Origin of the sequence: Prevotella sp. AM34-19LB, from assembly GCF_003468525.1 — a bacterium.
In the GTDB taxonomy this organism is placed as follows: Bacteria; Bacteroidota; Bacteroidia; order Bacteroidales; family Bacteroidaceae; genus Prevotella.
Genome location: NZ_QSIG01000011.1, coordinates 62,470 through 76,349, shown reverse-complemented (window position 1 = coordinate 76,349; position 13,880 = coordinate 62,470). Strand labels below are relative to the sequence as shown.

The window sequence follows — 13,880 nt, the reverse complement described above, 5'->3', positions numbered from 1 at the left end:
GCCGGAAATACGCAAAATTTTTGGAGGGGGGATAAAATGGGGGCGTTTTTGGGGGGTGATGATGGAAGAATGGGGAGAGGATCCGACTGGCTGTCTTTCTGTCTGATTTTCCTATATTGTCAATAAATCAGTATAGTCGGGAATCTCTTCGAGGAATAAATATTTTTTGTCGTCGTAATCCATCCGGCAGATATAGTGCTCCAGTCCGTTGCTCACCACCAGGTAATCTACGTGGAGCAGGAGGTTATATACCGAAATCTGATCGAACACCTTCTGCGTGATGGGGATATGCGGCGCCTTGTATTCGATAATCATCCTGGGGCGGAGCTCGCGGCTGTAGAGCACGCTGTCGGCACGCAGCACCTTGTCGCCGCATTTCAGCTGGATCTCGTTGGCGAGCAGCGGGGCAGGGTAGCCCTTGTGCTCGATGAGATAGTGTACGAAGTGCTGGCGCACCCATTCTTCGGGCGTGATGGCTACGTATTTCCTGCGCAGTACATCCAGTATCTTGGGCTGCTGTTTCGTGCCCGAAACCTTCATTTCGAAGGTTGGTAAGTTCAAGCGAATCATTTTTTATACCTTATTATATATATAGTTCGATTTATTTTTGTACCTTTGCAAATGGATTGCAGGCTGGATTCTCTGTGCAGACAGATGGATGGCAGACTGGAATCACAGTGCAAAGATACAAAAAATAAATCAATGGCAGAAAAGAAAAATGCAATAAGTTACGAGTCGATCATGAAAGATCTGAAGGCTCGGAAGTTTGCGCCCGTGTATGTTCTGATGGGCGACGAACCTTTCTATATAGACAAGATCTGCGATTATATCGCCGAAAACGTGCTCCAGCCGGAAGAGCGGGACTTCAACCAGACCGTGCTTTTCGGGGCGGATACCACAGCGGTGCAGGTGGTGGATCAGTGTAAGGGATATCCGATGATGGCGGAATTCAGAGTGGTGATTGTAAAAGAAGCACAGAATCTGAAGAGCCTGGATGCCCTGGAGAAGTATCTCGAGAAACCGGTGAAATCCACCATTCTCGTCATCTGTAACAAAAACGGCAGTATCGACCGCAGAAAGAAGTTTGTTCCGAGAGCCGAACAGGTGGGAGTGGTGTTCGAGAGTAAAAAGCTCTACGACCGTCAGCTTCCGGGTTTCATCGAAACCTATCTCAAGGCTCGCAAGGCAACCATCGAACCGAAGGCGGTGCAGATGGTGGCAGATCATATCGGAGCCGATCTTCATCGCCTCACCTCCGAACTCGACAAGCTGCTCATCTCTCTTCCTGACTCCGACCGAAGGGTGACTCCGGCTGTGGTGGAACGTGAAATAGGAGTGAGCAAGGACTTCAATGCTTTCGAACTTCGCAGCGCCATCATCCAGCGTGATGTTTTCAAGGCAAATCAGATAATAAACTATTTTGACAGCAACCCGAAGTCGGGGTCGCTCTATGCGCTCCTCCCGTTGCTCTTCAGTTATTTCCAGAATCTGATGATAGCCTATTATGCTCCGAATAAGCAGAACGAAAATGAGCTTGCAAAATTCCTGGATTTGCGCGGAACCTGGGCGGTGCGCGATTATACGATGGGAATGAGAAACTATTCCGGAGTGAAAGTGATGCAGATTATAGAGAAGCTGAAAGAGGTGGATGCGAAGAGCAAGGGCATCGATAATCCGTTTACTTCGGCAGGCGAATTGATGAGAGAACTCATCTTTTTCATCCTCCATTAGGCTGCTTTCCGGCTCCAAAAATCCGTCGATGGGCGAGGGTGGGAGAGAGGCTGATTTTTACTCCTCCTTCGTCTTGTCGGAGAAATGAAATGATCTGGAATCGGGGAGGGCGTTTAGCTTCCTGAAAGTGGTGAAAATAGCGTTCGTTATCGGGAAAACGGGCGCTATTTTTTTTGTTTTTCTCGTGGGGAATCTCTCGTTTGGATGGATTTCTCATCTAGATGGTCATTTTTCAGTTTTCGCTGAAATCGCAGTTAACTATAATGAATATCAGCTAGTTAACGAAAATAACCCCCTTCAATACTCGCATTTTTGAGCAAAACCTGACCAACGGGCTTGAAAACGCTCAAAATGGAAAAAATTGCCATCCTCAGACCCTTCTTTTTTAGTGTTTGCATTTATTAAGGTTTATGTTTCTGTAGTTTAATAATGTAAATGTGTGTTTTGTAAATCGTTCTTTATATTTATGAATCTAAACTAAAGAAAACTAAATCGAAGAAAAAAGAGGGTGAATTTACAAACGTAAATGTAAATCGGGTGGTTTTGGAATATGAATGTATAAATATACAAATGAGTTATCGAAGTGAAAACATATTGAAACCCAGTGTTTTATAGATTTCTGTTGTTTTGAGTAAGGTTGCGATTTTGCATTTGTCACAAGAAAGATGCATAAAAGTGGCTGAAATGCCTATTTATAGGGAATGAAGGCTTTGAAACTCAGTGAATTAAGAGTTTTAAGTAAAGAATATCATTGTAAAAGCATTAGATTACTAAAGTTAGATTTGTAAATCTAAACCATAAAACTAAGAAAGCGAAGATTGGAAGTTTAAATTTGTAAATACAAACCTAAAGTTTAAAAAACAAAATTTTTCCCGAAAAGTTTGGTAAAACCAAATTTTTGCTTTATCTTTGTAAAATCTAAGAAAAATGGGGCAAAAACGGCCCTGTTCGGAAATAAAACATCGTAAAAAATCAAATTCAAACATAGTGATGAAAGACAGAATCAGACAGATCATGGAGGACCAACACCTCAACCAACAGAACTTCGCGCAGCTCATCGGAAAGTCGACAGCGACCCTGAGCAGCATCTTCAATGATCGCACAAAACCATCGCTCGACATCGTGGATGCAATCAAGAAAAAGTTGCCTCAGGTGAACCTTGAGTGGTTGCTTTATGGTACTCCTCCTATGTATATTAATAAGGTGGAAGGTGCCCAAACGGGTGCTTCAGCCAGAGGTGAAAACGGAGCGGACGAGGATTCGCTCGATATGTATGGAGACGCTGTAGGTGTGGCTGGTACAGGCGCTTCGGCGGCAGGCTTGGGCGGAAGCCATGGGAGCATAGGTGGCGCTGGCGGCGTGGTGGAGCCTACCCTGGATTTCGGGGGCAGCGAGGGATCCGACTCCCCTACTTCTCCATCGCTCTTTGACCAGCCTCAAACACACGGTGTAAAAAGGACACCTAAAAATATCGCCAATGCGGCGGTTAAATATGTGGACAAACCGCAGCGAAAGATTACCGAGATCCGCATCTTCTACGATGATCAGACCTGGGAGACTTTCGTTCCGAAGAAATAGACCTGTGCCCTGCTGTCTGGAATAAAGTAGGAATAAAGAAGGAATAAAGAAGGAATAAAGAAGGAATAAAGTAAGAGGGGGAGCTGAAAAAATCACTCTTTCTCTTTGTGAAGTTCGAATTTTGTTGTACCTTTGCACTGCCTATATATAAATAGGTATAACAACAAGCATTAACAACAAGCATTAAAATAGCAATAAGATGAAAAAATATGTTCTAGACCTCAAGGTGGTTTCTGTAGAAGCACTCAGCGATAAGCACGTATTGATTAAGCTTACTGATGAGAAACCTCTGCCGGAAATCCTGCCTGGACAGTTCGTAGAAGTAAAGGTAGATCATTCGGCTACCACCATGCTTCGTCGTCCTATCTCCATCAATTTCGTGGATAGAGAAACCAACCAGCTCTGGCTGCTCGTTGCCATGGTGGGCGACGGAACCCGCCAGCTCGGAAAGCTTCAGGCTGGCGATACGCTCAACTGTATGCTGCCTCTGGGCAATGGTTTCACCATGCCTACAGAGAAGAGTCAGAAGTATCTCCTCGTGGGTGGTGGCGTAGGTGTGGCTCCTCTGCTCTACTTCGGAAAACTCATCAAGGAGTTTGGTGCTGATGTAACCTTCCTGCTGGGTGCCCGCAAGGCTTCCGACCTGCTGGAGCTGGATGAGTTTGCCAAGATAGGAAAGGTATGCATTACTACCGAGGATGGCTCTGCCGGCGAGGTGGGTTTCGTAACCAATCATTCTGTGCTGGAGAACGAGCAGTTTGACATGATCTCTACCTGCGGTCCGAAGCCGATGATGGTGAACGTGGCTCGCTTTGCCAAGAAGGCTGGTGTGGAGTGCGAGGTTTCCCTGGAGAACAAGATGGCGTGCGGCGTAGGTGCCTGCCTCTGCTGCGTGGAGAAGACCACCGAGGGTCATAAGTGCGTTTGCAAGGATGGTCCGGTTATCAACATCAAGCAGCTCACCTGGGATATCTAAAATCATTCCCACTCGCCCTGAAAGGGCAGAAGCTCCTAGCCCAGGGCATCACCCTGGGTATGATATGTACCAAATGGCAAGTCGCCTGAAAGGGCAAAAGCATTTGTAATCCAAATGTAATAGAATATTATTTGATTAAGAAAGATTATGGCTGATTTAAGTGTAAATATAAAGGATTTAAAGCTGAAGAATCCGGTGATGACTGCATCGGGAACTTTCGGCTACGGATTGGAGTTTGCTGATTTCGTTCCGCTGGAGGAAATCGGAGGTATTATCGTAAAGGGTACTACCCTGGAACCACGCGAGGGAAATGACTATCCACGCATGGCTGAAACTCCACAGGGAATGCTCAACTGCGTGGGTCTTCAGAACAAGGGTGTGGAGTACTTCTGCGAGCACATCTATCCTCAGATCAAGGACATCGATACCAATATGATTGTAAACGTGAGCGGACACTCGCCTGAAAGTTATGCGGAGTGTGCGGCACGCGTGAATGAGCTGGATAAGATTCCTGCCATCGAGCTGAATATTTCCTGCCCTAACGTAAAGGATGGCGGTATGGCTTTCGGCGTTACCTGCGAGGGTGCTGCAAGCGTGGTGAAGGCGGTGCGCAAGGTGTATGACAAGACCTTGATCGTGAAGCTTTCGCCTAACGTAACCAGCATTGCCGACATCGCCCGTGCGGTAGAGGCTGAGGGTGCCGACTCTGTTTCGCTCATCAATACGCTGATGGGTATGGCGGTGGATATTGAGAAGCGCCAGCCGCTGCTGAGTATCCGTACTGGCGGCTTGAGCGGTCCTTGCGTGAAGCCGGTGGCATTGCGCATGGTTTACGATGTGGCTCATGCCGTGAAGATTCCGGTAGTAGGATTGGGCGGTATCCAGAATGCCAAGGATGCCATCGAATTTATGATGTGCGGTGCTACAGCTATCGAAATCGGTACTGCCAACTTCATCGATCCTGCCGTAACCAAGAAGGTGAAGGATGGTATGAACGAGTGGCTTGATGCTCACGGCTGCAAGTCGGTGACTGAAATTATCGGTGCCATCAAGTAAATGCTGGTCACCCACAGATAAAATTACACATTATTATTATATATATATAACTGAATTTCTGCATATATGGATTTGAATGATATGAATCCCGTTCTGCTCGTAGCAGCTCTTACGCAGCAGATAGCGGAGCAGGAGAAGCGGGCGGAAGCCTGCAGTGAGGATGCTGAGAACAAGGCTGCGCTGAGCAAGAACCTGCTGAGACGAGGCAATCTGCTGTTGCAGATGGGCGATAAGGAGGGAGCCGGAAAGGATATGCAGAGATATCTGCAGCTGAATCCTGAGAAGATAGAGGAGTTTACTGGAGAGTTTAAGGCTGAAGGAAGAGAACATTGCCGATAATTGTCTGAAATGCCGGTAATCGTCTGAAGATGCCGGTAAATGTTCTTCCGGAATAATATGAATGCCGATAAAAATCTGCCAGTTTTGGGCTTCTTCTGATAAAAATCTGCTGAAAATATGCTGAAAAGCAGAAAATATAAGGAAAATAAAGAAAAAACTGACAATTTGTTTGGCAGTATCAAAGAAAAGTGTTACTTTTGCAAACGAGTTGAGACTTTCATCGGTTGATGCTTGAAGCAATAAGTGAATAACAAATAAAAGAACAAGAAAATGGAAAAGTTGAACGCTTACTTTTTTAGCTATTACTTTTACTTTGCAAGCAATTGTAAAGCGGGAAGTTGCGTATATATTTCAACTTAGGATATAAGATTCTTGAAATCATCGAAACGGTCCCGCTCTATTGTGAGCAGGACCGTTTTTCGTAAAACTCGAATCCGTTTTCCAAGAAGCGTTTTCCAAGAAGCGTTTTCCAAAAATCCGTTTTCCAAAATCAGGAGATAATGTAAAAAAGAGAGTGAAACAATGAAGAGAATTGCAATACAAGGAGAGTTGGGATCCTTCCACGACATTACCGCCCACGAGTATTTCCAGGGCGAGCAGATAGAGTTAATCTGTTGCGCTACCTTCGAGGAGGTGTTTGAGAACATCAAGCGAGATCCTACCATCATCGGCATCTGCGCCATCGAGAACACCATCGCAGGCAGTCTGCTCCACAACTACGAGCTGCTCCGGGAGAGCGGAACCACTGTGGTGGGTGAGCACAAGCTCCACATCGAGCACAGCATCTGCTGCCTGCCTACTGACGACTGGAGCACCCTGCAGGAGGTTCACTCTCATCCTGTAGCGCTGATGCAGTGTGGCAAGTTCCTCGCCAACCATCCCGATCTCAAGGCGGTGGAGGCTGAGGATACCGCAGGTTCTGCCGCATTCATCGCCCAGCACCAGGTTCACGGATGGGCTGCCATCTGTTCTGCCTATGCTGCCAGGATGTATGGTATGAAGGTGCTGCAGGAGGGAATCCACGATAATCCGCACAACTTCACCCGGTTCCTCGTGGTCTGCAATCCGCAGAAGGCATCCCTGCTCCGACCTATCGAAAAGGCCAACAAGGCGAGCATCGTCTTCAGCCTTTCACACGACAAGGGTTCGCTCTCCAAGGTTCTCACCATCCTGAGCTTCTACGACATCAATCTCACCAAGATCCAGTCGCTGCCAAGCATCGGTCATGAATGGGAATATCTCTTCTACGTGGATCTCACCTTCGATAATCTGACACGCTATCGCCAGAGCATCGATGCCATCACACCACTCGTGAAGAAACTCACGGTGCTGGGAGAATATGAGGAAAAAGAATAGTTGATAATTTATGGTTAACAGTTTATAGTTAAGAGTTAAAGATAAGAATTATGATACAACCAGCCAATAGAGTAACAGAAATACAGGAATACTACTTCAGCCGCAAGCTGAAGGAAGTGGCTAAGCTTAATGCCGAGGGACAGGACATCATCAGCCTCGCCATCGGAAGTCCAGACATGCCGCCTTCTAAGCAGACCATCGATACGCTCTGCGAGGTAGCCCATAACCCTGCTGCACACGGATATCAGCCTACGGTGGGCATCCCGGAGTTGCGCAAGGCGATGGCTGGTTATTACAAGAGATGGTATGACGTGGATCTTGACTGGGCTACGGAAATCCAGCCGCTCATTGGTAGCAAGGAGGGAATCCTGCACGTTACGCTCGCCTTCTGCAACCCTGGCGACGAGGTGCTCATCCCAAACCCGGGCTATCCTACCTATACTGCCATCAACAAGATTCTCGGCACCAAGATTACCTATTACGACCTGCGTGAGGACAATGAATGGCAGCCAGACTTCGAGGCGCTGGAGAAGATGGACCTCAGCCACGTGAAGCTGATGTGGACCAACTATCCGAACATGCCGACCGGAGGCGTGGCTAAGATGGAGACCTACGAGCGACTCGTGAAGTTTGCCAAGGACCACAATATCGTGGTGGTGAACGACAACCCTTATTCGCTCATCCTCAACGAACATCCGCTGAGCATCTTGCAGGTGCCTGGCGCCAAGGATTGCTGCATCGAATTCAATTCGCTCAGCAAGAGCCACAACATGCCTGGATGGCGTGTGGCTATGATTTCGAGCAACAAGCAGTTTATCTCCTGGATCCTGAAGGTGAAGAGCAACATCGACAACGGATGCTTCCGCGGAATCCAGCTCGCTGCTGCCGAGGCCATGCTCAACAACACCGACGAGTGGCACCGTGAGAACAACATCACCAACTATCGCCGCCGTCGCGACATCGCCGAGCAGATCATGCAGGTATTGGACTGCAAGTTTGATCCTAACCAGGTGGGCATGTTCCTCTGGGGCAAGATTCCGGAGAAATACGCCGATGTTGAAGACCTCACAGAGAAGATTCTCCACGAGGCGCGCGTATTCATAACCCCTGGATTCATCTTCGGAAGCAACGGCAAGCGATACATCCGCATCAGCCTCTGTGCCAAGGATGAGAAAATGAAGGAGGCTCTGGAAAGAATCAGAAAAGTCTTTGGAAAGTAAAAAAGGTAAAAATAAAAAAAATAAAATATACGACTATGGAATTAGAATTAGAACCATTGAATCTCCCTAGTGATCAGGAACGCCCTATCGTCATTGCAGGTCCATGCTCTGCAGAGACCGAAGAGCAAGTTATGACTACCGCCAAGCAGCTGGCTGCCAAGGGCTGCCACATGTTCCGCGCTGGTGTATGGAAGCCACGTACCAAACCAGGAGGCTTCGAGGGAAATGGCGAGGCTGCCCTGCCTTGGATGAAGCAGGTGAAGGAGGAGACCGGTATGCTCACAGCTACCGAGGTGGCTACTCCTGAGCACGTGGAGCTCGCCTTGAAATATGGAATCGATGTTCTGTGGGTGGGAGCCCGTACTTCTGCCAATCCATTCGCCATGCAGGCGCTGGCAGACAGCCTTCGGGGCGTGGATGTTCCTGTGCTGGTGAAGAACCCGGTGAATCCGGATCTTGAGCTCTGGATCGGTGCGCTCCAGCGTATCAACCAGGCTGGTATCAAGCGACTCGGTGCCATCCATCGCGGTTTCTCCAGCTTCGACAAGAAGATCTACCGCAATCTCCCTATGTGCAGATTCCAATCGAGCTGCACCGCCGCATTCCTCAGTTGCCTATCCTCTGCGACCCTAGCCACATCGGCGGTCGCCGCGACCTCATCGCTCCTCTCTGCCAGCAGGCTATGGACCTGGGCTTCGACGGTCTGATCGTAGAGAGCCACTGCTCTCCTGATGAGGCATGGAGCGATGCCAAGCAGCAGGTTACTCCAGATATCCTGGATTACATCCTGAGCCTCCTCGTTGTTCGTGATGAGCATTATTCTACAGAGGGCCTGCATCAGCTGCGTGGTCAGATTGATGAGTGCGACAACCAGTTGATGGATCTTCTTGCCAAGCGTATGCGTGTATGCCGCGAAATCGGTACCTACAAGAAGGAGCACAATATGACTATCGTACAGACCAACCGCTACAACGAGATCCTCGAGAAGCGTGGTGCCCAGGCTTCACTCTGCGGAATGAGCCCAGAGTTTGCTGCCCAGATCTTTGAGCATATCCACGAAGAGAGTGTTCGCCAGCAGTTGGAAATCCTGAATCAGAAATAAATTAAGTGAAGAGTAGAGGACGAAAGACTTCGGCCTTCACTCTTCATTCTTCACATAAAAAAGAAATGAGAATTTTGATAATGGGAGCAGGAAAGATGGGAAGCTTTTTCATCGACCTGCTCAGCTTCGACCACGAGGTGGCTGTGTATGAAAAGGATGCTAAGCGACTGCGCTTCACCTATAACTGCTACCGTTTCACCAAGATGGAGGAGGTGGAGATGTTTCGCCCGGAACTCGTCATCAATGCCGTAACCGTGAAATACACCATCCCGGCATTCGAGGAGTTGCTGCCACATCTCTCTAAAGACTGTATCATCAGCGACATTGCGTCGGTGAAGACAGGATTGCAGGAGTTTTACGACAAGAGCGGCTTCCGCTACGTGAGCACCCACCCGATGTTCGGTCCTACATTCGCCAACCTGAACCAGCTCTCCGAGGAGAATGCTGTCATCATCAAGGAGGGCGACTATATGGGTAAGATCTTCTTCAAGGATCTCTATCAGAAGCTCGGACTGAGCCTGCATGAGTACACCTTTGATGAGCACGACCAGACGGTGGCTTACTCGCTGAGTATTCCGTTTGTCAGCACTTTTGCCTTTGCTGCGGTGATGAAGCATCAGGATGCTCCTGGTACCACCTTCAAGCGCCACATGCAGATAGCCAAGGGCGTATTGAACGAGGATGACTATCTCTTGCAGGAAATCCTCTTTAACCCATATACATCTGGACAGGTGGCCCAGATTCGCGAAGAGCTGGCTGAACTCATCGATATCATCGATCACAAGGATGCCAAGCGCATGAAACTCTTCCTCACCAGAATCAGAAATCATGTGAAGGAAGACATCGAAATCAAGCAGCAGAAATAGGAAAAAACAGAAGACAAAGAAGAGTAGTAGATTATGAGTGAACAGATTGATCAACAGAATAACACAGCTGAACAGCCTAGCATGTTTCAGGTGGTAAACGAGGGATTCACTACCCGCGAGGCGATTGAGGAAGCCAAGAGATGTCTGCATTGCAAGATTCCGCAGTGTAAGAAGGGATGCCCTATTGAAAACGATATACCGGATTTCGTACACGAACTGTCGATGGGTAACATGGGTGCTGCGATGAGTATCATCAATGCCAAGAGTAATCTGCCGGCTATCTGCGGACGCGTGTGTCCACACGAGAAGCAGTGCCAGGGACATTGTGTGCTCGGCAAGAAGGGAAAACCTGTACAGATTGGTAAATTGGAGCAGTTTATCGCTGATTTCGATACCAAGATGAATCTCTCCCGTGAGCTCCTGCCACAGAAAACCCGTGGTAGAGTGGCTGTAATCGGTTCGGGTCCTGCAGGACTTACCGTAGCCGGTGATTTGGCAAGACAGGGATTCAATGTGACGATTTTTGAAGGACAGGCTGAACCGGGTGGCGTACTGATGTACGGTATTCCAGAGTATCGCTTGCCAAAGACTGTGGTGCGCGATGAAGTGAGCAAGATTGCTGCCTTGGGTGTGCAGTTTATCACAAACTGCATGGTGGGCGAGAACAATGTCACCATCGACAGCCTCTTCCGTGCCGGTTATGATGCCATCTTTATGGGTACGGGTACCAGTGTGCCTCAGAATATGGACTCTACACCGGGCAGCAAGCTCCATGGCGTAAGCAGAGTACCTACTTCCTGCATAATGTAAATGCCTATAACGAAGGTGCCTTGACCCGCGATATGGTTCCTTTGCGCGATGGCGAGAAGGTAGGCGTAATCGGTGGTGGAAATGTAGCGATGGATGCTGCCCGTACTGCCATCCGTCTGGGTGCTGACGTTACCGTATTGTACAGAAAGACTCAGGAGGAAATGCCTGCTATCCAGAGCGAATACGAAGATGCAGTAAAGGAAGGTGTAAAGTTTGAATGGAAAACTACCGTAGAAGCCTTCCTCAAGGGAAAGAACGGCAGACTGGGAAGCTGCGTGCTGAATACCCCTGAAGGCGAAAGGGTAGAGAAATTTGATAGAATCTATCTCGCTATCGGTTCGCGCCCTGCCAACCGTATCGTTTCTACTACTGCTGGAATCGAGGTGGATGAGAAGGGATATGTAAAGGTGGTAGATCGTCCTTTCGGTATGACTACCCGCCGTGGCGTATTCGCTGGTGGTGATGTGGTGCATCGCCCTCAAACCGTAGTGCTGGCGATGAAGGCTGCCAAGGAGGTGGCTCAGGGTATCGCACAGTATGTGGATGCCATCAAGCTCCTGGAAGAAGCCAAGCGTATCGAAAAAGAAGGTACCTGCTCGTAGAGGTTAATATCTGCTTAATCTGGTTAATATCTATTGCAATATTTTGCGGAATGATGGATTCTTGTTATTTTTGCCTGCAAAAACAAGCAAAGATTATGAAGAAAATTATATTTTTGATGATAACCCTGCTGTCAATGGCCTCCATGGTCTATGCGCAGAAAACATGCGTCATCGCATCTGCCGAGGATCATGTGCCTATCCGGGAAGCCCTCATTCATACGAACAATAACCATTGGGCGCGTACAGACTATCGGGGCTACTGGAACATGCGCTACCAGTTTGATTCTGCTACCGTATCCAAACCGGGCTATATCAAGGCAACCATCCGCTACCAGGAGTTGCCTGATACCGTTTTTCTCCTTCCCGAAGCCAAGCAGATTGGCGAGGTGACCGTTTGGGGAAAGAATCAGGAGCACATCAAGGAGATGCAAGATAACATCCAGCAGAAAGTAAATGAGACTCCTACGTCGCCTCGGGCATAGGCTTTGATGCCTTTGGCTGGATGGATAAGCAGGGGAGGAGAGACCGCAAGCACCTGAAGGAAGCTAATGAAATATTCAAGAAGATGGACCGCAAAGATCCTATCGTCTCAGCCTATGAGCAGGCTACGGGCAAAAAGTATGAACTGAAAAATCCTTTCAATCTGAGCGCTAGCAAGAAAGAAACATTGGAAAAGCAGGATGAGACCAAGCAGGAATCATCAGAGAAAACGCTTCCAAATGTTCAAAATGAAGCAAAAGAGCAAGAAAATGAAAAATAATCGAGATTGAGTTGGCTTTCTCGGAAAAAGTTCGTAACTTTGTGCCCGAAATAAAAAGTACAATTAAGAACATGTTTGAAAATTTAAGTGATAGACTAGAACGTTCCTTCAAAATACTGAAGGGTGAGGGTAAAATTACCGAAATCAACGTGGCTGAAACCATGAAGGATGTGCGCCGTGCACTCCTCGATGCCGACGTTAACTATAAAGTTGCCAAGGAATTCACCAACAAGGTGAAGGAAAAAGCACTCGGCATGAATGTTTTGACAGCCGTGAAGCCAGGCCAGTTGATGGTGAAGTTGGTTCACGACGAGCTCGCTGAGCTGATGGGAGGCGAGGAAGCTCCATTGCATTTGGAGAGTCGCCCTGCTGTAATCCTGATGAGTGGTTTGCAGGGTTCTGGTAAGACAACCTTCAGCGGTAAGCTTGCCAATATGCTCAAGAACAAGAAAGGAAAGAAGCCTTTGCTCGTGGCTTGCGACGTTTATCGTCCTGCTGCTATCCAGCAGCTCCATGTAGTAGGCGAACAGGTGGGTGTGCCTGTATATAGTGAGCCTGATAACAAGGATGTGCTCAGCATCGCTGACCACGCTTTGCAGCAGGCTAAGACCAACGGCAACGATGTGGTCATCGTCGATACTGCCGGTCGATTGGCTGTTGATGAGCAGATGATGCAGGAAATCAGCAACCTCAAGAATCATCTCAACCCAGATGAAACTCTCTTCGTAGTTGACTCAATGACGGGTCAGGATGCTGTAAATACAGCCAAGGAGTTCAACGACCGCCTCGACTTCAATGGTGTAGTTCTTACCAAGCTCGATGGTGATACCCGTGGTGGTGCTGCCCTCAGTATCCGCACCGTGGTTACCAAGCCTATCAAGTTCATCGGTACAGGCGAGAAGATGGAGGCCATCGATGTGTTCCATCCTGCTCGAATGGCAGACCGCATCCTCGGAATGGGTGACGTGGTTTCGCTGGTAGAGCGCGCACAGGAGCAGTTCGACTTGGAGGAAGCCAAGAAACTCGAGAAGAAGATTCGCAAGAACCAGTTCGATTTCAACGACTTCTACAATCAGATCCAGCAGATCAAGAAGATGGGTAACATCAAGGATCTGGCTGCGATGATTCCAGGTGTAGGCAAGGCTATCCGCGATGTTGATATCCCTGAGGATGCCTTCAAGGGTATCGAGGCTATCATCCAGAGTATGACACCTAAGGAGCGTACCAATCCATCTATTCTCAATACATCTCGCCGTCAGCGTATTGCCAAGGGCTCTGGTACCAATATCCAGGAGGTAAACAAGCTCATCAAGCAGTTTGAACAGACACGCAAGATGATGCAGATGATGACTGGCAACAAGATGGCACAGATGATGGGTCGTATGAAGGGTATGCCAGGTATGCCTAAGATGCCAGGTATGTAATTCAGAAGCTGGGAGCCAAGGCTCGAAGCTTATCAGTGTAAAATTCTAAAAACAGAAAAA

At 48.2% G+C, this 13,880-nt stretch carries 12 protein-coding genes and 2 pseudogenes; 13 read left to right on the top strand and 1 reads right to left on the bottom strand.

The genetic code is table 11. The annotated features are described in order from the left end of the window. Nucleotides 1-111: 111 nt before the first annotated feature. Nucleotides 112-570, bottom strand: a complete 459-nt coding sequence (locus DW830_RS05250; RefSeq protein ID WP_119249149.1) for a type I restriction enzyme HsdR N-terminal domain-containing protein — start codon at nucleotides 568-570, stop codon at nucleotides 112-114. Nucleotides 571-702: 132 nt separating this feature from the next. On the opposite strand from DW830_RS05250, the gene holA reads away from it, so the two are divergent. The 13 genes and pseudogenes from holA to ffh all read left to right on the top strand — a co-directional run bounded on the left by holA (nucleotide 703) and on the right by ffh (nucleotide 13,820). Continuing rightward, nucleotides 703-1,731: a DNA polymerase III subunit delta gene (holA, locus tag DW830_RS05245; RefSeq protein ID WP_119249150.1), complete on the top strand. Its 1,029-nt coding sequence runs from the start codon at nucleotides 703-705 to the stop codon at nucleotides 1,729-1,731. Nucleotides 1,732-2,721: 990 nt separating this feature from the next. Next, nucleotides 2,722-3,309, top strand: a complete 588-nt coding sequence (locus tag DW830_RS05235; protein WP_119249148.1) for a helix-turn-helix transcriptional regulator — start codon at nucleotides 2,722-2,724, stop codon at nucleotides 3,307-3,309. Between the two features lie 199 nt (nucleotides 3,310-3,508). Continuing rightward, on the top strand, nucleotides 3,509-4,285 hold the full coding sequence (locus tag DW830_RS05230; RefSeq protein WP_119249147.1) for a dihydroorotate dehydrogenase electron transfer subunit: 777 nt from the start codon (nucleotides 3,509-3,511) through the stop codon (nucleotides 4,283-4,285). A gap of 147 nt (nucleotides 4,286-4,432) precedes the next feature. Further along, the gene (locus DW830_RS05225; protein WP_089543549.1) at nucleotides 4,433-5,341 is read left to right on the top strand and encodes a dihydroorotate dehydrogenase; all 909 of its coding nucleotides are present in this window, start codon (nucleotides 4,433-4,435) and stop codon (nucleotides 5,339-5,341) included. Nucleotides 5,342-5,413: 72 nt separating this feature from the next. Continuing rightward, nucleotides 5,414-5,680 carry a hypothetical protein gene (locus tag DW830_RS05220; protein WP_147487219.1) on the top strand — a complete coding sequence of 89 codons (267 nt, stop codon included), beginning with the start codon at nucleotides 5,414-5,416 and terminating at the stop codon, nucleotides 5,678-5,680. Nucleotides 5,681-6,202: 522 nt separating this feature from the next. Next, the gene (locus tag DW830_RS05215) at nucleotides 6,203-7,036 is read left to right on the top strand and encodes a prephenate dehydratase (RefSeq protein WP_119249145.1); all 834 of its coding nucleotides are present in this window, start codon (nucleotides 6,203-6,205) and stop codon (nucleotides 7,034-7,036) included. A gap of 50 nt (nucleotides 7,037-7,086) precedes the next feature. After that, nucleotides 7,087-8,256 carry a pyridoxal phosphate-dependent aminotransferase gene (locus DW830_RS05210; protein ID WP_119249144.1) on the top strand — a complete coding sequence of 390 codons (1,170 nt, stop codon included), beginning with the start codon at nucleotides 7,087-7,089 and terminating at the stop codon, nucleotides 8,254-8,256. Nucleotides 8,257-8,291: 35 nt separating this feature from the next. Further along, a pseudogene (locus tag DW830_RS05205) lies at nucleotides 8,292-9,358 on the top strand (chorismate mutase). A gap of 65 nt (nucleotides 9,359-9,423) precedes the next feature. Further along, nucleotides 9,424-10,224: a prephenate dehydrogenase gene (locus DW830_RS05200; protein ID WP_119249143.1), complete on the top strand. Its 801-nt coding sequence runs from the start codon at nucleotides 9,424-9,426 to the stop codon at nucleotides 10,222-10,224. Between the two features lie 81 nt (nucleotides 10,225-10,305). Continuing rightward, a pseudogene (locus DW830_RS05195) lies at nucleotides 10,306-11,636 on the top strand (NAD(P)-dependent oxidoreductase). A 95-nt stretch (nucleotides 11,637-11,731) separates the two neighbouring features. Then, on the top strand, nucleotides 11,732-12,118 hold the full coding sequence (locus DW830_RS05190) for a hypothetical protein (RefSeq protein WP_147487218.1): 387 nt from the start codon (nucleotides 11,732-11,734) through the stop codon (nucleotides 12,116-12,118). Nucleotides 12,119-12,201: 83 nt separating this feature from the next. Beyond that, the gene (locus DW830_RS05185) at nucleotides 12,202-12,396 is read left to right on the top strand and encodes a hypothetical protein (RefSeq protein WP_147487217.1); all 195 of its coding nucleotides are present in this window, start codon (nucleotides 12,202-12,204) and stop codon (nucleotides 12,394-12,396) included. Between the two features lie 71 nt (nucleotides 12,397-12,467). Further along, complete coding sequence (gene ffh / locus DW830_RS05180; protein ID WP_089543557.1) at nucleotides 12,468-13,820, top strand: signal recognition particle protein; 1,353 nt, start codon at nucleotides 12,468-12,470, stop codon at nucleotides 13,818-13,820. Nucleotides 13,821-13,880: the final 60 nt, after the last annotated feature.

Bases quoted from the DNA above. Each gene is read 5' to 3' on its own strand.
- DW830_RS05250 (WP_119249149.1), bottom strand. From the start codon at position 570: ATGATTCGCTTGAACTTACCAACCTTCGAAATGAAGGTTTCGGGCACG.
- holA (WP_119249150.1), top strand. From the start codon at position 703: ATGGCAGAAAAGAAAAATGCAATAAGTTACGAGTCGATCATGAAAGAT.
- DW830_RS05235 (WP_119249148.1), top strand. From the start codon at position 2,722: ATGAAAGACAGAATCAGACAGATCATGGAGGACCAACACCTCAACCAA.
- DW830_RS05230 (WP_119249147.1), top strand. From the start codon at position 3,509: ATGAAAAAATATGTTCTAGACCTCAAGGTGGTTTCTGTAGAAGCACTC.
- DW830_RS05225 (WP_089543549.1), top strand. From the start codon at position 4,433: ATGGCTGATTTAAGTGTAAATATAAAGGATTTAAAGCTGAAGAATCCG.
- DW830_RS05215 (WP_119249145.1), top strand. From the start codon at position 6,203: ATGAAGAGAATTGCAATACAAGGAGAGTTGGGATCCTTCCACGACATT.
- DW830_RS05210 (WP_119249144.1), top strand. From the start codon at position 7,087: ATGATACAACCAGCCAATAGAGTAACAGAAATACAGGAATACTACTTC.
- DW830_RS05200 (WP_119249143.1), top strand. From the start codon at position 9,424: ATGAGAATTTTGATAATGGGAGCAGGAAAGATGGGAAGCTTTTTCATC.
- DW830_RS05190 (WP_147487218.1), top strand. From the start codon at position 11,732: ATGAAGAAAATTATATTTTTGATGATAACCCTGCTGTCAATGGCCTCC.
- DW830_RS05185 (WP_147487217.1), top strand. From the start codon at position 12,202: ATGGACCGCAAAGATCCTATCGTCTCAGCCTATGAGCAGGCTACGGGC.
- ffh (WP_089543557.1), top strand. From the start codon at position 12,468: ATGTTTGAAAATTTAAGTGATAGACTAGAACGTTCCTTCAAAATACTG.